The following is a 19,842-nucleotide window of genomic DNA, read 5'->3' as shown; positions in this document are numbered from 1 at the left end:
TATCCCATTCTGCGAGTATTTCCGCCGTGAGCGGGGTCGTGAAGACCAGTCCGAAGGCTGACGATGTAGGAATTGGGACCTTCAGTGTCCCGATTCCTACATCGTCAGCAAGCTACTGCGGTTTCAGCCTTGATCAACGGAGGATCGGGGACACGGTGCGAGACCACCAGAACCCGTCCTTACCACTCACGAGCCGGCTCAGGCGGCTTCTTCTTCGAGGCGTCGCGCGATGTCAGCGCGCAGGACCTTCTTGTCGATCTTCCCGATCGGCGTGCGCGGCATCGCGTCGACGACGACCAGCCGCTCCGGCAGTTTGAACCGGGCCACCCCCGCCGTCTCCATGACGTCGATGACGTCTTGCAGTGCGACGGAATTGCCGGGTGCCGGCACGACGTAGAGGCAGCCGCGCTCCCCCAGCACCGGATCCGGCATCGCGACCGAGGCCGCCATCTCCACCGAGTCGAGCTGATACGCGAAGGATTCGACCTCCTCGGCCGCGATCTTCTCGCCACCGCGGTTGATCACGTCCTTGGTGCGCCCCTCGACGACGACGTAGCCGTCCGGGCGCAGCCGTACGACGTCGCCCGTGCGGTACCAGCCGTCCGGGGTGAAGGCGCGCTCGTTGTGTTCGGGCGCGCGGTAGTAGCCGCGGATCGTGTACGGGCCGCGGGTGATCAGCTCGCCCTGCTCGTCCGGCGGGACCGGGTTCCCGTCGGGGTCGACGACGCGCAGTTCGTCGGCCGGGTTGATCGGGCGGCCCTGGGTGTCGCAGGTGATGTCGAACGGGTCGTCCAGCCGGGTGAGGTTGGTCAGCCCCTCCGCCATTCCGTAGCCCTGCTGCAACGTGCAGCCGAACACCGAGCTGATCTGCCGGACCAGCTGGTCCTGCAGCCGCGCGGCGCCCAGCGTCAGCACCTGGAACGACGACAGGTCGTGGTGCTGGTCGGCCTCGCGGTACTCGAGCCAGCGCACCACGATCGCCGGCACCACCGACGTCACCGTGGCACGTTCGGTTTCGATCGCGCCGAGCGAGTCACGCGCGGACGGCGACGGCGAGACGACCACGCGGCCGCCTGCCCACAGCACGCCGAGGATCGCGCTCAGCGGGTAGTTGTGCCCGAACGGCAGCACGGCGAGATACACCGAAGACGCGTCGAAACCGAAAGCGTCGGCGGATCCGTCGACGTAGCAGGCGTAGTCGTCGTGGGTGCGCGCGATGAGCTTCGGCAGACCCGTGGTGCCACCGGAAAGGATCAGCAGCGCGACCGAACGCGGGTCTGGGGCCAACGCGTCGAGCTCGGTGCGCGCCGCCACCGCATTCGCCGCAGGGGCACAAAGGGCACGCAGGTCGACGTGGCCGTCGCGGACGTCACCGGCGACGATGACGTGCTGGATCGTCTCGGCCCCGGCGGCGATCCCGGCCGCGAGTTCCTGGTGGTCGAAGTCCTTCACGCGGTCCGGCACGGCGATCGCGCGGGCCTCGGACAGTTCGGCCAGGTAGGACAGTTCGTGCCTGCGGTGCTGGATCAGCGCCATCACCGGGATCACGCCGAGCCGGAAGCACGCCAGCGTCAGCACGACGAACTCCCAGCCGTTGGGCAGCTGCATCAGGAGCCGGTCGTCGGGCCGGAGGCCCAGCGCGCGCAACCGCTGCGCGGCACCGTCCACACGGGACAGCAGTTCGGCGTAGGTCAGCCGGAAGTCGCCGTCGGTCAGCGCTTCGACGTCCGGAGTCGCGTCGGCGGCGGTCACGAAGCGCGAAGCGAGTGCCTGGCCCTTCCAGTGGCCTTCGGCGACATAGCGCTCGACGAGGTCGGCGGGCCAGGGGACCGTTCCCGCACGGCTCGGCTGGACAGGTTTCGAGGGCACGACGGCCTCCCTTTCTCGTGGAATCATCCGAAGCGCGCGGGCATGGACTTGGCGCCGTTGACGAAGTTCGATTCGAGCCGGGTCACCGGCCCGGTCAGGCGCAGGCGGGACAGATGCGGCAGCAGTGCGGTCAGCAGCGTCGACATCTCCAGCCGGGCCAGATGCGCGCCGAGGCAGAAATGCGGGCCGATCCCGAACGACAGGTGGGGGTTGGGATCGCGGCCGAGGTCGAGCCGGTCCGGATCGGTGAACACGGCCGGGTCGCGGTTGGCCGAGGTGTAGTAGACGACGACCTTGTCGCCCTCGGCGATGGGCTGCCCGGCGATCTCCGTGTCCCGGACGGCGGTGCGGCGGAACTGCATGATCGGCGTGACCCAGCGGATCAGCTCGTCGGCCGCGGTGGCCACCGGTACCTCACCGGACACCAGCCTGTCCCGTTCCGCCGGGTTGTTCACCAGTGCCTCCAGTGAACCGGAGATCAGGTGACGGGTGGTTTCGTTGCCCGCCACCACCAGCAGCAGCCAGAAGCTGCAGAACTCGCGGTCGCTCAGGTGTTTCCCGTCGACCTCGGCGTTGACCAACCTGCTGATCAGGTCGTCGGTCGGGGTCTCGCGCCGGGACATGCCTAGCTTCATCGCGTAGGCGAACGCTTCGGCAAAGGTCCGGCGGTACGCCTCGACGTCGCCGCCGCCGAACTCCGGGTCGTCGAAGCCGACCAGCGCGTTGCTCCAGCGGTAGAGCAGATGCCGGTCGTCCGGCGGGAACCCGAGCAGATCGCACAGGACCAGCAGGGGCAACTCGGCGGCGAAATCGGCGACGGCGTCGAACTCGGCGCCGTCGGTGACCTTTTCCACCAGCCGCCGCGCGTGCCCGGCGATGCTGTCGCTCAGCCCGCGGACGGATTTGGGCGTGAACACGGTCGCGACCAGACGGCGGATCCGGACGTGCTCCGGGCCGTCCATGCTGACCAGCAGTTGCCGGGTCTGCTTGAGGTCGCCCGGCGTGCGCGGGTCGGGCAAGAAGGCGCCCTTGGCCGCGGAGGAGAACTCCTCAGGCCGCCGTGACACCGAGTAGACGTCGTCGTAGCGCGTCACCGCCCAGTAGCCGGAGCCACGCTGGGTGTTGCTGCCCGCGCTGGAATGCCGCGTCAGCAACGGTTCCGGGGTCCAGGCCACCGGTTCGGTCTCGCGACGACGGGCGAACTCCGCATGCGGCACGCCGTCGGCGAACGTCGCCGGATGCGCGATGTCGGGCCGCTCGATGCCGATCGCGGCGAAGCTCTTGCGCAGCACGTCCTTGCGGAGTTTGCCGGTCGCCTCACGGGGCAGCCGCTCGATGACGTGATACGTCCTCGGGGTCTTGAAACCCGCCAAGGACTTGCGGCAGAACGGGTCCAGCAGAGCGAACAGGTCGGCTGGGGCATCGTCGGTGACCTCGACGACGGCGGCGACCCGTTCACCGAACTCGTCGTCGGGGACGCCGATGACGGCGACGTCCCGGACCACCGGATGGTTGAGCAGCACGGCCTCGATCTCGGCCGGGTACACGTTGACCCCGCCGGAGACGATCATGTCCTGCGCGCGTCCGGTGAGATAGAGGAAGCCGTCCTCGTCGAGGTGGCCGACGTCGCCGAAGGTGAAGGTGCCCGGTTCCAGATGCGCGGACCGCGTCTTCTCCGGTGCGTTGTGATACGAGAAGCTCTTGCCTTTGACACGCCGGACGAACACCTGCCCGGAAGCACCGGTCGGTTGCGGGGTGCCGTCCTCGCCGAGGATCACGATTTCGTTCGGGGGAATGGCCTTGCCGACGCTGCCGGGATGCGCGAGCCAGTCGCGTGAGCCGGCGATCGTGACCGCACCGCCCTCGGTGGCGCCGTAGTACTCCGTCAGCACGGGGCCCCACCAGTCGATCATCCGGCGCTTGACGTCCGGCGGGCACGGTCCGCCGCCGTGCCACACGCGGCCGAGGCTCGCCCCCGAGAACCGCGCGCGGACCTCCGGGGGCAGCCGCAGCAGGCGGATGAACTGGGTGGGCACCAGATGCGCGGCGGTGATCCGCTCGCGGTCGATGATGTCCAATGTGGACTCGGGGTCGAACGACCGGCGGATCACCAGCGTCGAGCCGAGCAGCAGCCCGAGCAGGGAGAAGAACAGCTGGGACGAGTGGTACCAAGGGCCGTCGAGCAGGCATCGTTCGCGCGACGGGACGTCGAGGACGACGTGCGCGTACCGGGTCAGTTTCGCCACCCGGGAGAACGGCGCGCCGACGACGAACAGACCGTTCACCACGCCTTTGGGCGCGCCTGTCGTGCCCGAGGTGTACAACATCGTGGCGCCGCAGGTCTGTGCATCGGGTTCGGCCGGGGACATCCGCGCCAGCAACGGTTCCGCCGCTTCGAAACCGGCCTCGTCCGCGGAACCGGTGACGATCAGCGTCGCGCATTCCCCCGTGGCCCGCGCCACCGCGCGGCCGGCCGTCTCGGCGTACGAGGGCTCGACGATCAGCGCCTTGCTCCCGGAATCCGAGACGATGTAAGCGATTTCGGGATCGGTGAGATGCCAGTTGATCGGTACCACGGTGATCCCGGAGTGCAGGCACGCCAGGAGGACCTCGAAGGTCTCCCGGCGGTTTCCGAGGACGCAGGCCAGCCGGTCACCCTCGCCGATCCCGCGGTCACGCAGCAGCGCGATCCAGCGGTTCACCCGCTCCCCCAGCAGCCGCCACCCGACCGCGCCCGCCTCGTCGACGATCGCGATCCCGGCACCGTCCTCGGCGATGTAGTCGTTCAGTAGCGTCGGCATGACCTTCCCCTCAATCCAGCAAGTCCGGTTGCGTGCGCACGAGATCGGCGTACAGCGGCCGGAAGTTGAGCCGCCCCATCCCCGGCGTGCCGATCGTCGACGCGGTGTGCCGCGCGACCCCGGGCTCGATCGGCACCGGCTTCCCGGCCGCCTCCGCGAGCAGCTGCACGTGACAAGAGCCGTCCATGGTGGTGAACCACCAGGCCGCCTCCTGCACCGTGCCGCCGACCGTGAGCAGCCCGTGGTTGCGCAGGATCACCGCCTTGCCCGTGCCGAGGCGGACCGCGATCCGCTTGCCCTCGTCGGAATCCAGCACCACGCCGCCGAATTCGTCGAAAACCTCGTGGTCCTCGTAGAACGCGCAGGCGTCCTGGGTGATCGGGTCGAGCTTGCGGCCCAGCGCGGCCCACGCGCGCCCGTAGGTGGAGTGCGCGTGCGCGACCGCGACGACGTCGGGACGGGCCGCGTGGACGTGCGAGTGGATCACGAACCCGGCCGGGTTGATCCTCCCGTCGCCTTCGACGATTTCACCCCGGCTGTCGACCAGCAGCAGGTCGCTGACCCGGACGTGTCCGAAGTGGACACCGAACGGGTTGATCCAGAAGCGGTCCGGGTCGCCGGGGTCGCGGGCGGTCACGTGCCCGCCCGCGCCCTCGTCGAAACCGCGTACCGCGAACAGCCGCATGGTCGCCGCCAGGCGTTGCTTGCGGTAGAGCCGTTCCTCTTCGACGGTCCTCATCCGCAGCCGCCCGGGCTGTCCCAGTCGTAGGCGGCGCCCTCGTCCAGCAGTTCGGCGGGTACGCCGTACCACTGGTCGGTGGGCAGCTCGGTGACCGTGGCCTCCTGGTCGTCGCTCATGCGGCACGCTCCTCTCGGACCGTGGGCTGCCAGACGCCGAGGAAGCCGTCCAGCCGGTCGAATCCCCAGAAGCGGTGGCGGCCCCACTTGAAGTACGGGATGCCGAAGATGTCGTCGAGATAGGCCTGGTAGAGGCATTCGACGCCCTCGGCGCGGATCTCCGGGTCGTCGACGGCGCCCACGGCCAGCTCCGGGTCCAGCCCGGCCCGCTCGGCTGCGGCACGCACGATGCCGGGCTCGCAGATGTTCTCGCCGCGGCCCCACCGCGCCTCGTTCAGCGCGTCGTAGAACGGCCACTCGACACCCTCGCGGCGGGCACGCAGCCAGGCCAGATGCGGCAGCTCCCACCACGGTTCGATGTCGATCGGCCAGGCCATCTTGCGACCCTGCTGCTCGGCGATCCGCTTGGTGTCCATCAGCATGTACAGATGCTTCGCGCGGCTCATCTGCACGTAGTGGAACTCGCCGCCGCGTTCGTCGAGGCCGGCCCCGGTCACCGTGTCCGGATCCCAGTACGGGAAGCATTGCAGCTGTTCGAGGGCGCCGGGCACCTCGGCGCGCAGCTTGTTGATCGCGAGCCAGCTGTACGGGCTGCGCAGCGAGAAGTACAGCTTGGCAGGCCGGGTCACGCCCGGTCCCCGATCAGCGCGTGCACGACACCCTCGTCCAGCTGGGCCATCCCGCCCGCGCCAGGGCCTGCCGCGATGGCGTAGCCGTGCAGGATCTGGGCGGTGGCGACGGGGACCAGTTCCTGGCCACGCTGGACGTAGCAGTCCATGCGGCCGTCGAACATGACCCCGCGCAGGATGTCGGTGACGGTGAACACGGTGTGCACCGTCTCCTCCATACGCGCGTCCTCCAGCAGCCGGACGCGGGCGCGGGAGACGACCGGGATCCACGCGCGTTCGGACAGCATGCGGCCGACGGAGATGCCGCGTTCGGCGAGATAGCGGTCGACGACCTCCTCCAGCGTCCGGACGAAACCGGAGTGCTGGACGCGGTCGGAGTAGTGGCAGTAGAAGTACGGCGCCCGCCAGGACCACAGGAACGCTCCCGGCGCCGCGGTCAGCACCGACTCGGCGGTCTCGCCCACCGGGATCGCGATCCGCTCCACCGTGGACGTCAGCGCCGGGACCTCCAGCTGCGCCAACGCCTCGGGCGCGGCCGCCGTGCTGTCGGCCGCCCGCTCGCGGACCAGCGCGACGGTGACCTTGCCGCGCAGCACGGTGACCTTCTCGCCGCCGCGGACCACCGAGAGCTGGACGTTCAGCTTGTCGCCGCGGCCGGGGGTGACCTCGACTTCGACCTCGTCGTCGAGTTCCAGCACCGCGGGCAGCTGCACCGAGCAGTCCACGATCTCCGCGCCGAGGCCGTGCTCGAGGAACAGGTCGCGCGCACTCGTGCCCTGGTCGCGCAGCCACTGCAGGACACCCTGCTCGACCAGGTACATGAAGTGCTTGAAACCGATCCAGGTGCGGATGTTGGCGCCCTCGAACGCGGGGCGGCCGTGCGTGACGGTCCGGCTTGGCCGCAGGACTGCGGTCATCGGAGCTCACCTACCTTCGGAATGGTCCGGACGTCTTCGACGAGGCCGGTCACCTCGGCCGCGGCGTACCGGGCGTAGCGAACGTGGAAGAAGTGGTCGCCGCGGTCGAGCGTGTGCAGCGTCGCCCCCGGCATGCCGTCGGCGAGAGCGCGCGCCGATTCGGCGGGCAGCGTCGGGTCCATACCGCCGACCAGCACCTTCGTCGGGATCTCGACGTTGCCGAGCTGAAGGTCGGCGCTCGCGGCGTAGCGGTCGAACACCGCCGCGAAGCCGAGCGGCCCGGCGCGGTTCAACGCGATCTTGACCATGCCGTCGACGACCTCGGGGTCCAAAGTGGCCGCTCGTTTGCCGAGCCGGGCGCGGACCCCCTCGCCGACGTGCGCGGTGAACGTCTCGCGCGAGCGCTCGAACATCCGCCACGTCACCTCGAACCGGGGCAGCCGGTAGAACGGGCAGAACAACGCCACCGACGAACCGACGCGCGGGTCGAGCCGGCACATCAGGTCCAGCGCGGCGTTGGCGCCGAACGAATGCGCGACGAGGACGTCCGGGGTGGCCCCGACCATGTCGAGGCCGTCGCCGAGCCATTTGCCGAAGGAGCGGTTGCGCCAGCGGAAGTCGTTGCCCGCCTTCCACGGCAGCTCCAGCGAAACGACCCGGTAGCCCTGGTCGAGATGCGCGGCCAGCGGCGTCCAGCTCTTCCAGTGGCCTTCCATCCCGTGTGCGAACAGCACCAGCGGCGCACCGGGCCTGCCGGGCGAGATCGTGTGCGCCTTCACCGCCGAACCGTTCACCGGTACCCCATCTCATCGCTGTGGTGTGTGACGGCGACCGAAACCGACGGCCCGCCGTCCGGCCGGTGCGGGCCGATGCCCACGCGGCCTTCGCCTTCCGCCACGGCGAGGTGGGCGGCGAGCGCGAGCTCCACGACCCCGTGCGCGCCGTAGAAGTCGCCCCACCGTTCCTTGACGTCGAAACCGCCGGATCCGACCGTGCGCCGGGGCAGCGGCGCGGCCTCCCCAGGGTCGACGTCGACGACCAGGTGGCCGGCTTTCTCGCGCCAGGGTTCGAGGATCACGCAGGCGCTCCCGGACCGCAGCGGTCCGTCGTGCAGGATCGAGGCGATCTCGTCCTCCGGTTCGGCGCCGACGAGCACCACCCGGGTGGCCCGGCCGGAGCGCAGCAGCAGACTCGCCATCCGCAGCCCGGCGTGCCCGGCCGTACTGCCGGAACACAGCATCAGGTTGGGGCCCCCGAAGCCGAACCACAGCGCGACCGTGCTGGCCACGACGTTCGGCGACACGTTGGGCGCGTCGAGCACGCTCACCCCGCGGCTGCCTTCCGCCTCGACCGCGCGCGTGACCTTCGCGACCGTCTCGACGTTGCCGAGGTTGCTGCACGCGACCACGGCGGTGCCGGTCTCGATCGGCCCGGTGACCCGGTGCCCTGGTTCGAAGCCGAGCGCGCGATGCACCGCGCACAACGCCAGCCGGGTCGAGGGTTCCTTGTACAGCAGGCCTTTCCGCCCGAGTACGGTGGCGGCCTTCTCCGGCGGCGCGCCGTCGAACTCCGCGACCCCCGGCAGATGCAGGCTCCAGCCGGTGAGCAGCAACCGGGATTTCATACGCGCTCCAACAGGGTGACGGCGTTGACCCCGCCGAAGCCGAACGAGTTGACCTGCACGAGATCCGGCCGCGCGGTGACCGTGTCCCCGATGACCAGCCGTAATCCGATGCCCTCGTCGAGCGGATCGGTCAGGCCCGTGACCGCGGGAACCTCGCCGGAGGCGAAGATCCGCAGTGCGACGTCCACATTGACCAGTGCGGCGCTGCCCGAGGTGTGGCCCGTCGAACCCTTGACCGCGGTGACCAGCGGGTTCCCGCCGCCACCGAGGACGATCTTGCGCATCGCCTCGCATTCGACCGGGTCGTTGAGCGCGGTGCCGGTCGCGTGTGCGACCACGAGATCCACATCGGACGGTGCGCGGTCCGCACGCGTGTAGGCGTCGGACATCGCGCGGGCGATGCCCTCGATGTCCGGCGCCGTGGCGTGGTGGGCGTCGCAGGAGAGGCCGGTCGCGGCGACCCGGCCGAGCGCCGGGCCGTCCCAGCTCTCGGGCACGACGACGAGCGCCGCCGCGCCCTCGCCGAGGAGTACGCCGGCGCGCTCGCGGTCGAACGGGCGGACGCGCTCGGTCGGCGTCTCGGCGACGCGCCCGACCATGGCGAGCATCGACCGCGTCATCGCGTCGGCGGCGGCGACCACGACGGCGTCGCATTCGCCGAGTTCGAGCATGTCCTGAGCGAGCGCGAGCACATGGCCGCCGGCGCTGCACGCGTTGACGACGGTGGTCACGTACGTGGCGCCGGGCAGCGTTTCCGCCACCACGTCGGCGAAGTCCAGCCGTCCGGCGGACACCGGCTCCCCGGTGAGCGCCAGCCGTTCCACCGCGGACAACTCGCGCAGTCCCGTGCCGACGAGGACCGCGACTCGCTGTGTCGCAGCGTCTACTTTGGACTGAGCGACCGCTTCCTTCAGGCATTCGGCCAGGAGCCGTCCCGCGCGGAACGGCTCACCGTCCAACTCGGCGTGGTAGCCATAGGCCACGTTCAGCTGTCCGGAATCGCCGTACCGCAGCGGTGAGACGCCGCAAACGCCGCGGACCAGACCGTCGAACGTCTCCGCTCCCGAACCGAGGCAGGTGCGCACCGCGCTACCCGCGATCAAGACCGCCATCGGCGTACCTCCTCACGATGGCGGCGCCGACGGCACCGTCCGCGCCCCGCGCGGTGAGCAGGCTCAGCCCGCCGGGGCCGGCATCGCGGTCTTCGGCCAGCAGGACACCCAGCGCCACCGCTCCGGAGGCCGCGTCGCATTCGCCGAACAGCCGCTTGACCATGACCCGCTCCGGGCGGTGGCCCAACACTCGGACGATCGGGCCGTACTCGCGCTCGTCGCCGTCTTCGACCTCGCCGGTGTACACAGTGGACACTTCGGTCGCGTCGACTCCCGCCTTCGCCAGCACGCGGTGCACGCATCCGGCGAGCGCGGTTTCGGCCGCCTCGCCCCCGCCCGGCCCGTAGGCCGTCGCGACCGCGAGGACACCGGCGCGCTGCCGCGTTCCCGCCCACTCCGGGGTGTTCTCCTTGGCCAGCACGAACATCCCGGCCGCCTCACCGGCGGCGACGACGTCGGTCGCCCCGGTCAGATGGGTCGCCCACGCGCGGTGCGGGGTGAACTCCTCCACCGCGCCCGCGACGACGACGTCGACGTGGCCGCGCTCGATGGCGTTGCCGGCGTACCGCAGCACGTTGAGGAAACCGAGGGTGCCGCCCGCGATGGTGGTGTTCGCCCCTCGGAGGCCGAACCGGATGGCGACCTGCCCGGCGGCGCAGTTCATCACCGTGTTCGGGAACAGCATCGGGTTGACCAGGTACGGCTTGTCCTGCACCAGGGTCTCGCGGGTGTAGTCGCTGGTGGACTTGAAGCTGCCCAGCGAGGTCCCGAGCACCACGCCGATCCGCGGCCGGACCTCGTCGTCGAGGGACACCCCGGCCTCGCGCAACGCCTCCTGGCAGCACACCACGGCCAGCCCGGTGGCCCGGTCGAAGGTGCTGGTCCCCTTGCGCCCCAGATGTTCCCGTGGGCTGAAGCTGGGGAGGAAGTGCCCGCTCGTCGCGGGCAGCGGCTCTTCGTAGAGGTCGCCGATCTCGTGGCCATTTTCGACTTGACCTGCCTCGGCCAGAGCGAGCCGCTTCGCCAGCGCGTCCACGCCGACGCCCGCGGAGGTCAGCGCGCTCCAGCCGGTCACCACCACACCGCTCATTCTGGCGCTCCCAACATCACGATGGCGTTGTTGCCACCGAAGGCGAAACCGTCGTTCTGGACCACCCGCACGGTCGCCGCGCGGGCCGCGTTCGGCACCGGGTCGACGCCCAGTTCCGGATCCGCGGTGGTCCAGTTGACCGTGGGCGGCAGGAAACCGCGGTCGATCGCGATGGTCGAGGCGATCGCCCCGAAACCGCAGGCCGCGCCCATGGTGTGGCCGAGCATCGACTTGATCGAGCTGATCGGCGGCGGGCGCTCGCCGAAGACCTCGATCACGGCCTTGCTCTCGACCAGGTCGTTCACCTGCGTGCCGGTGCCGTGCGCGCAGATGTAGTCCACATCGGACGGTGAGATGCCGGAGTTGCGGTGTGCGATGCGCATGCATTCCGCGACCGTCGGCGCGTCCGGCGTGACCGGATGGATGGCGTCGCAGTTGACGCCGTACCCGAGCAGTTCCGCGTAGACCGTGGCGCCCCTTTTCCGGGCGTGGTCATAGGTTTCCAAGGTGAGCACGGCGCCACCCTCGCCGGTGAGGATGCCCGCGCGGTCCTTGTCGAACGGGGTGCAGGCGTCCTTCGCCAACGCGCCGAGCCGGTAGAACCCGGCGTGCGCCCAGCGGCACACCGAATCGGCGCCGCCGGCGAAGACGACGTCGGCCTCGCCGCCGGCCAGCAGGTCGTAGGCGTAGCCGATCGCGTAGTTGCTCGCCGAGCAGGCGGTCGCGATGGTCAGCGACTCGCCGGACAAGCCCAGCTCCTCGCTGACCGCGTTCGCCAGCCGGTTGGCGGGCAGCTGGGTCAGCAGGGCCGGGTCCTGCGCGGCGAAACCACCCTCGATGATCTGCGCGGTGAGCGCCTCCGCGACCGCGGACTCACCACTGGTGGTGCCCATGATCGCGTGGGCACGCCCCGGCGCCACCGACGTCAGGTCGAGCCCGGCGTCGGCGAGCGCCAGCCGCGCGGCGCTGGCCGCGAACTGGCTGGACCGGCCCCACCCCGCCGGGTCGACCCGGCGGAGCTGGGCACCCGGATCGAAGGTCTGGACCTCGCCCGCGTTCCGGTGCGGGAACCCGGCCGGGTCGAAGCTGGTGATGGGCGAGATCCCGGATCGGCCGGTGCGCAGCGCCTCGGCGAACGCGGCTATCCCGATCCCGATGCTCGACACCGGGCCGACCCCGGTCACGACAACGCGGGCCACGGTTCATCCCTTCTTGACGGAGTGCCGGATCAGGGCGTCGTTGACCGCCTTGAGCGTGCGCAGCTCCGGCAGTTCGGCCTGCGGGATCTCGATCTTGTACTGCTTGTCGATCCTGGCGAGGATCTCGATGGCACGCAGGGAGTCGGCCTCGTAGTCGTCGATGAAGTCCCCGTTGTCCTCAAGTTCCTCGGGCTCGAGCTCGAGCACCTCGGCGACCAGCTCGCGGAGCTCCTCGAGCTGGGTGTCGGTCTGCGTCATGACGATCCTCCGGTTTCGTTGTCCGCGTGCGGTTCTCACGCCGCGGGCCGCACAGGGCGCCGCGTCGCGGTCAAGGTGGTGACGGTGGCGATCAGGCGATCACCGGCCCAGGTCCGGCCGGTGGCGAAGGCCGTGTCGGCCAGTACCGATTCCAGGCGGACCTCGTGGCGCAGCACGTCACCAGGGCGGGCGGCGGCCGTGAAGTGGTAGTCACGGGCACCGATGAACATCAACGTCGAGTCGTCGTCCTCGACCGGCGCGCGGCCGTCGAGCCAGAGGAGCGCGGCGCTCTGCCCGAAGGACTCGATCATCAGCGACTTCGGGTAGTCGTACCGGCTCGCCGGTGCGCCGTCGGGAATCCCCGCGTAGCACGGCTCGGTGCCGGTGACCGCCTTGATCGTGACGATCGACTCGCCGGGGACCAGGTCCAGCACCCGGTCCACCAGCAGCAGCGGATACCGCTGCGGGAGGAGGATCCGGATGTCGTGGTGCTCGGTCATTCCGCGTCCTCCTCGAAGGTGGCGCGGACCTTGGCCGTCGTCGTCTCGCCGAGTACGGCCCTACCGATGACTTCCCAGCCGTCCGGGGTGCGCTTCGCGGTGGCCGTGAGCACCATGAGGTCGCCGTCGAGCAGGGGCGCCAGGAACCGGACCGAGCGGACGGTGCGCAACCGGGCGTTGGCGGCCTCCCGCATCGCCTGCTCCAGCGTCTCGATGACGAAGACGCCGGGGTACACCGCCTGGCCGGGGAAATGCCCGCGCAGGTTGGGTTCCTTGCCGTCCACGGTGATCCGGGCGACCAGCTCCAGATCGTCCCCGTGCTGCCGGACGTCCAGCGTGTCGACCGCCCGCAACGGCGCGGCGTAGGCGGGAATCCCGGTCACAGCGTGATCCCCCCGTCGATCTGCAGCACCTGTCCGGTGATGTACGAGGCGCGGTCGGAGACCAGGAACGCGACCAGTTCGGCGACGTCTTCGCCGGTGCCGAAGCGTTTGGCCGGAATCTGCGTGAGCGCCTTGGCGCGCTGCTTTTCGCCGAGGGAACCGGTCATGTCGGTCTCGATGAAACCGGGAGCGACGACGTTGACCCGGACACCGTGCCCGGCGACCTCCTTGGCCAGCGACTTGCTGAAGCCGATGATCCCGGCCTTGCTGGCGGAATAGGCGGTCTGGCCCGCGTGGCCGTAGACGCCGGCGACCGAGGACATGTTGACCACGACGCCGCCACGGTTCTTCATGAACCGGAAGGCCATGGTGCGGCAGAAGTTCCAGGTGCCGGTGAGGTTCGTGGCCAGTACCGCGTGCCAGTCCTCGGCGCTGGCGAGTACCAGCGGGCTGTCCTTGGTGATCCCGGCGTTGTTGATCAGCAGATCGATCGGGCCGAGCTTCTCCTCGGCGTCCTTGACGAATCGCTCGACCGCTTCGGAATCGGCGACGTCGCATTCCGCGAAATACGAGGGCACGCCGACGGCGGCGATGTCCTCTTCGGTTTCCTCCGACGCGGCGCTCGCTTTCGAAAAACAACCCGCGACGGCGTAGCCCTCCTGGGCCAGCCGCAGCGCCACGGCCCGGCCGATCCCTCGTGAAGCCCCGGTGACCAGGGCCCGGTGGTGCTCCGCCACGACGCCTCCTCGTTTTCCAGCACAATTTGTTTCCATTTTAAGAAGCGCGGCGCAAACTATTCTTCTCATCGTTTGCCGCGAGCTCCGCGAGTACTTCGGCGGTGTCCGCGCCCGGCCTCGGCGCACCGTGGCGGACCTTCGTCGGAGTACGAGAGAATTTCACCGCCGGCCCGACGATCGGCGCGGTGGTGCCGTTGCTCAGCACCGTTTCCTGGAGCATCGCCCGCACTTGGACATGCTCGTCGGCGACGGCTTCGGTGAGCGTGCGCACCGGCGCGGCGACGAGCCCGCGGCCGTTCAGCACGTCGAGTGCTTCGGCGAGCGGACGTCCCGCGCACCAGCCGGAGATCATCGTGTTGATCGCGTCGCGGTTGGTCATCCGTTCGGCGGCCGTGCGGAATCCGTCGGCGAGGCCGAGTTCCGGTCTGCCGATGATCTCGGCGAGCGCGCGCCAATGCCGGTTGATCGCGACGGCGAGATACAAATGGCCGTCCGCGCATGCGTAGACATTGGCGGGTACGACGAAATCGGTCTCGTTGCCCACCCTCGGCGGCGGGGCGCCCGTCGCGGCGAGGGTCGGCAGGCCGCTGCTGCTGGCGAGCAGACAGTCCACCATGGACACATCGACGTGTTGTCCTTCGCCGGTCCGGTTCCGGTGCGTCAGCGCGGCGAGCGCGCCGATCGCCGCGTGCAGACCGGCCAGCTCGTCGGCGAGGAACGTCGGAGCACGCACCGGCGGCCCCTCGGGCAGGCCGTTGAGCGACATCCACCCGGCCGCGGCCTGGATCGCGGGGTCGTAGGCGGGCAGATGCGACTTAGGGCCGTACTGCCCGAAGCCGGACACAGACACGAACACGACGTCCTCGCGTGCCGACCGGCAGGCCTCGTACCCGGCACCCCAGCCGTCCAGCGTGCCGGGTTTGTAGTTCTCGACCACGATGTCCGCGTGTGCCACCAGTTCCAGGAAGCGCTTGCGGTCGGAGTCGACGCGCAGGTCCAGCCCGGCACTGCGTTTGTTGCGGTGCACGGTTTCCCGGAACCACGACAGCCCGGTGCCGGGGATGTTCGGCGGCACCTCGCCGTCGTGGCCGTCGGCGAGTTCGATCCGGACCACGTCGGCCCCCATGTCCGCCATCACGCAGGTGGCGAGCGGACCGGACCAGACCTTGGTCACGTCCAGGACGCGCACACCCTCCAGCGGGCCGGCCGAACCTGCCCGCGCCCGGCGGAAGAACTCCTCTTCGCGCATGGTCAAAGCCTTTCCAGCAGTGAGGCCGTGCCGAGCGAACCGCCACAGCACATGGTGATCAGCGCTGTCGAGGTATCGGTGCGTTCGAGTTCGTGCAGTGCCGTCACGAGCAGCCGGGTCCCGGTCGCGCCGAGCGGGTGGCCGAGCGCGATGGCGCCGCCGTTGACGTTGACGCGGTCGATGTCCGCGCCGTGTGCCTTGGCCCAGTTCAGCACCACCCCGGCGAAGGCCTCGTTCACCTCGCAGATGTCCACATCGGACAGACGGCGGCCGGTCCGGCGCAGCACCCGTTCGGTGGCGACCACGGGACCGTCGAGCAGGTAGTAGGGATCGGCGCCGGTGACGACCTGGCCGACCAGCCGCGCGCGCGGTTTCAGGCCGAGCGCGCGGGCCTTCCCGTACGACATCCAGAGAATGGCGGCGGCCCCGTCGGAGATCTGCGACGTCGAACCGGCGGTGTGCACCGCGCCCTCGATGTTCGGCCGCAACGCGGCGAGCCCCTCGCGGGTGGTGTCGCGGATGCCCTCGTCGCGGGTGACCGTGCCGACCGGGGAGACTTCACGGTCGAACCGGCCCTCCTGCCAGGCTCGGGCCGCGCGCTGTTGGGAGAGAAGGCCGTAGTCGTCGGCGTCCGCGCGCCCGATGCCTTCGCGCGCGGCGATCCGCTCGGCGCCGCCGAACTGGGCCTTCGGCGGGTCGTCCCACGGATAGTCCCGCGTCTTGTAGTGCCCGGGGCCTTGGTAGAGGTTCGTGCCGATCGGCACCCGGCTCATCGACTCGACGCCGCAGGCGATCCCGGTGTCGATCGCGTCCGCGGCGATCAACGCGGAGATCAGGTGGTTCGCCTGCTGCGCCGATCCACAAGAGACGTCCACTGTGGAGCATCCGACGGCCGGGTCGTGACCGGAATTGAGCCAGGCGTTGCGGGTGACGTTGAGGCTCTGCTCGCCGGACTGGGTCACGCAGCCGCCGATGATCTGGTCGACGTCGCCGGGCTCGATACCGGCGCGGGCGATGACCTCCAGCTGGACGTGCCGCATCAGCTCGACGGCCTTCAGCTCGGCGAGCACCCCACCGCGTTTGCCGAGCGGGGTGCGGACGGCGGAGACGATGACCGGGGTCCGGTCGTTCAGCGCGGCCACGGGCGGGTACCTGCCTCTCCACCGGACGGGGTGCCCGGCTACCCCATCGTGGTGCGGCCCCCGGCGGGCGAACGTCTCACGGATTGCGGAGCCGACCAGCGGTTCTCCGTAGTTGCGGGAAACGTTCGCGTGGCCCCTCACGATCATCGACGCTGGTTATGGTGCGTACATGCGGCTGGACGACAGCGAAGATCAGGCGGCATTCCGGGCTGGCCTCAAAGCCTGGCTGGCCGGACAGTTACCCGAAAGCACGCCGAGCGCGCCTCGTGCTTGGTCCGCTGACGAATTGCGCGCCTGGAGCAAGGCGCTGCACGCGGCCGGATACGCGGGGCTGACCTGGCCTGCCGAACACGGCGGGCGAGGGCTTTCTCCCGCGTACCAAGCGATCTACGCCGAAGAGAGCGCGCTGGCCGAGGCGCCGGACCACGCCGGGGTGATCGGGCTCGGCATGGTCGGCCCCGCGATCGTCCACTATGGAACGGACGTGCAGAAGGCCACCCATCTTCCCCGCATCCTTTCCGGGGAAACGATCTTCTGTCAGGGCTTCTCCGAACCGGACGCCGGCTCGGACCTCGCATCGGTGCGCACCCGCGCCCGCCGCGTCGACGGCGGCTACGTCGTCGATGGCGAAAAGGTGTGGTCCTCCTACGCCCATTTGGCCGACTATTGTCTGCTGCTCGCCCGCACGGACCCGGACGCGGCCAAACACCGCGGACTGACCTGTTTCCTGCTCGACATGCGCGCACCCGGTGTCGAAGTGCGGCCGCTGCGACAATTGTCCGGCGACACCGATTTCAACCAGATCCTGGTGAACGGTGTCGAAATTCCCGATGACTGTGTGCTCGGCGAACCGGGACAAGGCTGGCGAGTCGCGCTGACCACTCTCGCGCATGAGCGCGGCACGTTCGGCATCACGCTCACCGCGCGGCTGGCCGTCCAGCTCGACAGGCTGGTCAAGACCGCCAAGGCGTGCGGAGGCGACACCGACCCGCGGGTCCGCGCCGAGATCGCCGAGCTCTACGTCGATCTGCAGGGTCTGCGCTTCACCGGATACCGCGCGCTGGCCGCGATGGAACGGACCGGCGAACCGGGACCGGAGAGCTCGATCCTGAAACTGCGCTGGTCGCGGGCGAACCAGCGGGTGAGCGCGCTCGCTCTGCGGCTGCTCGGCGCGGGCGCGGCGGCGGACGGGACCGACGCCTTCTGGGGCGGCTACTGGCAGCACCAGCGGTTACGCAGCCGGGCCAACAGCATCGAGGGCGGAACATCGGAAATCCTGCGCGGCATCGTCGCGGAGCGGGTCCTCGGTCTGCCGAAATCACGTTAGGGAGCATTGATGGATTTCGCGCTGACCGAGGACCAGACCGGGCTCAAGACCGCCGCCCGCACCTACCTCGAGGACACGTACGGCCTCGATCGGATCGCGGCGCTGGCCGACGACGGCGAGCAGGACCTCGCCGCGTGGCCCGAACTGGTCCGGCAGGGCTGGCTGGACGCGGATCTCGGCCTGGCGGAGTTCGTTCTGCTGGCCGAGGAGGGCGGTCGCGCGCTGCACCCGGTGCCCTGGTTCGCCACGGCCGCGCTCGCCCTGCCCGTCTACCGGGCCGCGGGCGTCGAACCGCCCGGCCCGGCGACGCTGGCGGACGGCAGCGGCACCTGTCGCGCGGCACGTCGCGACGACGGCTGGCGGCTGGACGGCGCGGTGCAGGCCGTCCTGCACGCCGACGTCGCCACTGAGATCGTGGTCGCCGCCCGTACGCCTGCCGGGGTGGCGTTGTTCGGCGTCGACCCGGCTGCCGCTTCGCTGTCCGCGCGCGACGGCGTCGACCCGCTCCGGGCGACGTCGGACATCGCGCTGGCCGGAGCCGAGGGACGGCTGCTGATCGGGCCGACCGCCGCCGCGCCGCTGCTCACCGCGATCCGCGGCCGGGCGACGACCCTGCTCGCGGGCGAGGCCATCGGCGTCGCGGACCGGGCGCTGGCGATCGCCGTCGAGCACGCGAAGGCGCGGACCCAGTTCGACCGGCCCATCGGTTCCTTCCAAGCGGTGAGCCAGCAGCTCGCCGATGGCTACGCCGAGGTCGAGCTCGCGCGTTCACTGGCCTACCGCGCCGCGGCAGGCGAAGCCCCCTCCGCGGAAGCCGTCGCGTGCGCCGCGCACGCCGCGAGCCGCGCCGCGATCACCGTCTGTGAGACGGCGATCCAGGTCTGCGGCGGCATGGGCGTCACCTGGGAATTCCCGCTGCACCGCTGGTTCCGGCGCGCGTTGTGGCTGGAGGCGGAACTCGCCTCGGGACCGTTGGAAGCGATCGCGCACTCACTGTTCGGGGAGCACTCATGAGCCTGCAACTGCACTGGTTCCTGCCGTCACACGGCGACGGGCGGGAAGTCGCCAAGACCGCCGACGGCGTCGCGGCACCCGGCGCCCGGCGCGAACCGGACATCGAGTACCTGACCCAGGTCGCGCTCGCAGCCGACCGCTTCGGGTTCACCGGGATGCTCACGCCGTTCGGGTTGTTCTGCGAGGACCCGTGGGTCGTGGCGTCGGCGCTGGTGGGCGTGACGCGGTCGGTGAAGTTCATGATCGCGATGCGGCCGGGTTTCATCTCGCCGCTGCTGGCCGCGCAGACCGCGGCGACGTTCCAGCGCGTCTCCGATTCGCGGCTGCTGCTGAACATCGTGACCGGCGGCGACCCCGACGAGCAGCGCCGCTACGGCGACTGGCTCGACCACGACCAGCGGTACGCGCGCACCGGCGAATTCATGGACGTCTTCCGTCAGGCTTGGCCGGGTTCGCGGTTCGACTTCACCGGCACGCATTACAAGTTGAAGGCCGGCATGGTCGCCCGCCCGCACGCGGTGCGGCCCACGCTGTTCCTCGGCGGTTCTTCGTCGGCCGCGCTGGAAGTCGCGGCCGCGCAGGCGGACGTCCTGCTGATGTGGGGCGAAACGCCCGCGGCGATGGCCTCACACCTCGAACGGTCACGTGCGCGAGCGGAGGCCTTGGGCCGCTCGTTGCGTTTCGGCACCCGATTCCACGTGATCAGCCGGGACACCTCGGCCGAAGCGTGGAAGGTGGCCGACCAGCTGCTCGCCGGGATGGACCCGGCCAGGATCCGGCAGGCGCAGGAACGGTTCGCCGCCACCGAATCCGAGGGCCAGCGGCGGATGGCGGCGCTGCACTCCGGCAGCACCGACTCGCTGGAGATCCACCCCAACGTGTGGGCGGGCTACGGCCTCGTGCGCCCCGGCGTCGGCACGGCCTTGGTGGGCAGCCACGAGGAAGTGGCCGAACGGATCGAGGAGTACCACGCCCTCGGCCTCGACCACCTGATCCTTTCCGCTCAGCCGCACCTCGAAGAGGCCTACACGTTCGGCGAAGGCGTCATGCCGCTGCTGCGGAAACGCGGTCTGCTCGCGGAGACGCTCTGAGCTCGCGGCGCGGGTGGGCTTTGGCGCGACTCGCGTGATTGA

20 protein-coding genes are annotated in these 19,842 nt (G+C 70.1%); 3 read left to right on the top strand and 17 right to left on the bottom strand.

What is annotated here, in order from left to right; translation table 11 throughout:
- Positions 1 to 198: 198 nt before the first annotated feature.
- Genes DMH03_RS12345 through DMH03_RS12270 form a run of 17 tightly spaced genes read right to left on the bottom strand, consistent with a single transcriptional unit; the run spans position 199 to position 16,368 of the window.
- Entirely contained in the window at positions 199 to 1,869 is a 1,671-nt protein-coding gene (locus DMH03_RS12345; protein ID WP_125792135.1) for a (2,3-dihydroxybenzoyl)adenylate synthase, read from the bottom strand.
- Between the two features lie 23 nt (positions 1,870 to 1,892).
- Positions 1,893 to 4,670, bottom strand: a complete 2,778-nt coding sequence (locus DMH03_RS12340; RefSeq protein WP_125792134.1) for a cytochrome P450 — start codon at positions 4,668 to 4,670, stop codon at positions 1,893 to 1,895.
- Between the two features lie 10 nt (positions 4,671 to 4,680).
- Positions 4,681 to 5,409 (bottom strand): class II aldolase/adducin family protein, encoded by a 729-nt coding sequence (locus DMH03_RS12335; protein WP_125792133.1) that lies wholly within the window; start codon positions 5,407 to 5,409, stop codon positions 4,681 to 4,683.
- Positions 5,406 to 5,528, bottom strand: a complete 123-nt coding sequence (locus DMH03_RS42855) for a hypothetical protein (RefSeq protein WP_255431239.1) — start codon at positions 5,526 to 5,528, stop codon at positions 5,406 to 5,408. Before DMH03_RS42855 ends, DMH03_RS12335 begins: the two co-directional genes overlap by 4 nt.
- Entirely contained in the window at positions 5,525 to 6,157 is a 633-nt protein-coding gene (locus DMH03_RS12330) for a 2-hydroxychromene-2-carboxylate isomerase (protein ID WP_125792132.1), read from the bottom strand. Before DMH03_RS12330 ends, DMH03_RS42855 begins: the two co-directional genes overlap by 4 nt.
- Complete coding sequence (locus DMH03_RS12325) at positions 6,154 to 7,074, bottom strand: thioesterase family protein (RefSeq protein WP_125792131.1); 921 nt, start codon at positions 7,072 to 7,074, stop codon at positions 6,154 to 6,156. Before DMH03_RS12325 ends, DMH03_RS12330 begins: the two co-directional genes overlap by 4 nt.
- Positions 7,071 to 7,868, bottom strand: a complete 798-nt coding sequence (locus DMH03_RS12320) for an alpha/beta fold hydrolase (protein ID WP_125792130.1) — start codon at positions 7,866 to 7,868, stop codon at positions 7,071 to 7,073. Before DMH03_RS12320 ends, DMH03_RS12325 begins: the two co-directional genes overlap by 4 nt.
- A complete protein-coding gene (locus DMH03_RS12315; protein ID WP_125792129.1) occupies positions 7,865 to 8,698 on the bottom strand; it encodes a beta-ketoacyl synthase N-terminal-like domain-containing protein in 834 nt (277 codons plus the stop codon). Before DMH03_RS12315 ends, DMH03_RS12320 begins: the two co-directional genes overlap by 4 nt.
- Positions 8,695 to 9,810, bottom strand: a complete 1,116-nt coding sequence (locus DMH03_RS12310; RefSeq protein WP_125792128.1) for a beta-ketoacyl synthase N-terminal-like domain-containing protein — start codon at positions 9,808 to 9,810, stop codon at positions 8,695 to 8,697. The genes DMH03_RS12315 and DMH03_RS12310 overlap by 4 nt, the downstream gene beginning before the upstream one ends.
- Positions 9,788 to 10,900 (bottom strand): beta-ketoacyl synthase N-terminal-like domain-containing protein, encoded by a 1,113-nt coding sequence (locus tag DMH03_RS12305; RefSeq protein WP_125792127.1) that lies wholly within the window; start codon positions 10,898 to 10,900, stop codon positions 9,788 to 9,790. The genes DMH03_RS12310 and DMH03_RS12305 overlap by 23 nt, the downstream gene beginning before the upstream one ends.
- On the bottom strand, positions 10,897 to 12,099 hold the full coding sequence (locus DMH03_RS12300; RefSeq protein ID WP_125792126.1) for a beta-ketoacyl synthase: 1,203 nt from the start codon (positions 12,097 to 12,099) through the stop codon (positions 10,897 to 10,899). The genes DMH03_RS12305 and DMH03_RS12300 overlap by 4 nt, the downstream gene beginning before the upstream one ends.
- Positions 12,100 to 12,102: 3 nt before the next feature.
- A complete protein-coding gene (locus tag DMH03_RS12295) occupies positions 12,103 to 12,357 on the bottom strand; it encodes an acyl carrier protein (protein ID WP_005155526.1) in 255 nt (84 codons plus the stop codon).
- Positions 12,358 to 12,392: 35 nt separating this feature from the next.
- Positions 12,393 to 12,857: a 3-hydroxyacyl-ACP dehydratase FabZ family protein gene (locus DMH03_RS12290; RefSeq protein ID WP_125792125.1), complete on the bottom strand. Its 465-nt coding sequence runs from the start codon at positions 12,855 to 12,857 to the stop codon at positions 12,393 to 12,395.
- Positions 12,854 to 13,240 (bottom strand): 3-hydroxyacyl-ACP dehydratase, encoded by a 387-nt coding sequence (locus tag DMH03_RS12285; RefSeq protein WP_125792124.1) that lies wholly within the window; start codon positions 13,238 to 13,240, stop codon positions 12,854 to 12,856. The genes DMH03_RS12290 and DMH03_RS12285 overlap by 4 nt, the downstream gene beginning before the upstream one ends.
- The gene (gene fabG, locus DMH03_RS12280) at positions 13,237 to 13,977 is read right to left on the bottom strand and encodes a 3-oxoacyl-[acyl-carrier-protein] reductase (RefSeq protein WP_125792123.1); all 741 of its coding nucleotides are present in this window, start codon (positions 13,975 to 13,977) and stop codon (positions 13,237 to 13,239) included. The genes DMH03_RS12285 and fabG overlap by 4 nt, the downstream gene beginning before the upstream one ends.
- Before the next feature lie 37 nt (positions 13,978 to 14,014).
- Complete coding sequence (locus DMH03_RS12275; protein ID WP_125792122.1) at positions 14,015 to 15,226, bottom strand: CaiB/BaiF CoA-transferase family protein; 1,212 nt, start codon at positions 15,224 to 15,226, stop codon at positions 14,015 to 14,017.
- Between the two features lie 2 nt (positions 15,227 to 15,228).
- Entirely contained in the window at positions 15,229 to 16,368 is a 1,140-nt protein-coding gene (locus DMH03_RS12270; protein ID WP_125792121.1) for a steroid 3-ketoacyl-CoA thiolase, read from the bottom strand.
- A gap of 169 nt (positions 16,369 to 16,537) precedes the next feature.
- Here DMH03_RS12270 and DMH03_RS12265 point away from each other — a divergent pair, with 169 nt between their 5' ends.
- The 3 genes from DMH03_RS12265 to DMH03_RS12255 are packed head-to-tail and all read left to right on the top strand — an operon-like array spanning position 16,538 to position 19,800.
- Complete coding sequence (locus DMH03_RS12265; protein WP_125792120.1) at positions 16,538 to 17,695, top strand: acyl-CoA dehydrogenase family protein; 1,158 nt, start codon at positions 16,538 to 16,540, stop codon at positions 17,693 to 17,695.
- A gap of 9 nt (positions 17,696 to 17,704) precedes the next feature.
- Entirely contained in the window at positions 17,705 to 18,709 is a 1,005-nt protein-coding gene (locus DMH03_RS12260) for an acyl-CoA dehydrogenase family protein (RefSeq protein WP_125792119.1), read from the top strand.
- Positions 18,706 to 19,800 (top strand): LLM class flavin-dependent oxidoreductase, encoded by a 1,095-nt coding sequence (locus tag DMH03_RS12255; protein WP_125792118.1) that lies wholly within the window; start codon positions 18,706 to 18,708, stop codon positions 19,798 to 19,800. The genes DMH03_RS12260 and DMH03_RS12255 overlap by 4 nt, the downstream gene beginning before the upstream one ends.
- Positions 19,801 to 19,842: the final 42 nt, after the last annotated feature.

Source organism: Amycolatopsis sp. WAC 01376 (genome assembly GCF_003947415.1).
Lineage (GTDB): Bacteria > Actinomycetota > Actinomycetes > Mycobacteriales > Pseudonocardiaceae > Amycolatopsis.
The sequence above is the reverse complement of the archived record's forward strand: the minus strand, read 5'-3'. Positions and strand labels throughout refer to the sequence as shown.

What these genes read in the sequence shown, in the direction of transcription:
- DMH03_RS12275 (WP_125792122.1), bottom strand. Translation starts at nt 15,226, where the DNA reads ATGCGCGAAGAGGAGTTCTTCCGCCGGGCGCGGGCAGGTTCGGCCGGC.
- DMH03_RS12340 (WP_125792134.1), bottom strand. Translation starts at nt 4,670, where the DNA reads ATGCCGACGCTACTGAACGACTACATCGCCGAGGACGGTGCCGGGATC.
- DMH03_RS12255 (WP_125792118.1), top strand. Translation starts at nt 18,706, where the DNA reads ATGAGCCTGCAACTGCACTGGTTCCTGCCGTCACACGGCGACGGGCGG.
- DMH03_RS12325 (WP_125792131.1), bottom strand. Translation starts at nt 7,074, where the DNA reads ATGACCGCAGTCCTGCGGCCAAGCCGGACCGTCACGCACGGCCGCCCC.
- DMH03_RS42855 (WP_255431239.1), bottom strand. Translation starts at nt 5,528, where the DNA reads ATGAGCGACGACCAGGAGGCCACGGTCACCGAGCTGCCCACCGACCAG.
- DMH03_RS12315 (WP_125792129.1), bottom strand. Translation starts at nt 8,698, where the DNA reads ATGAAATCCCGGTTGCTGCTCACCGGCTGGAGCCTGCATCTGCCGGGG.
- DMH03_RS12335 (WP_125792133.1), bottom strand. Translation starts at nt 5,409, where the DNA reads ATGAGGACCGTCGAAGAGGAACGGCTCTACCGCAAGCAACGCCTGGCG.
- DMH03_RS12265 (WP_125792120.1), top strand. Translation starts at nt 16,538, where the DNA reads ATGCGGCTGGACGACAGCGAAGATCAGGCGGCATTCCGGGCTGGCCTC.
- DMH03_RS12260 (WP_125792119.1), top strand. Translation starts at nt 17,705, where the DNA reads ATGGATTTCGCGCTGACCGAGGACCAGACCGGGCTCAAGACCGCCGCC.
- DMH03_RS12290 (WP_125792125.1), bottom strand. Translation starts at nt 12,857, where the DNA reads ATGACCGAGCACCACGACATCCGGATCCTCCTCCCGCAGCGGTATCCG.
- DMH03_RS12310 (WP_125792128.1), bottom strand. Translation starts at nt 9,810, where the DNA reads ATGGCGGTCTTGATCGCGGGTAGCGCGGTGCGCACCTGCCTCGGTTCG.
- DMH03_RS12305 (WP_125792127.1), bottom strand. Translation starts at nt 10,900, where the DNA reads ATGAGCGGTGTGGTGGTGACCGGCTGGAGCGCGCTGACCTCCGCGGGC.
- DMH03_RS12295 (WP_005155526.1), bottom strand. Translation starts at nt 12,357, where the DNA reads ATGACGCAGACCGACACCCAGCTCGAGGAGCTCCGCGAGCTGGTCGCC.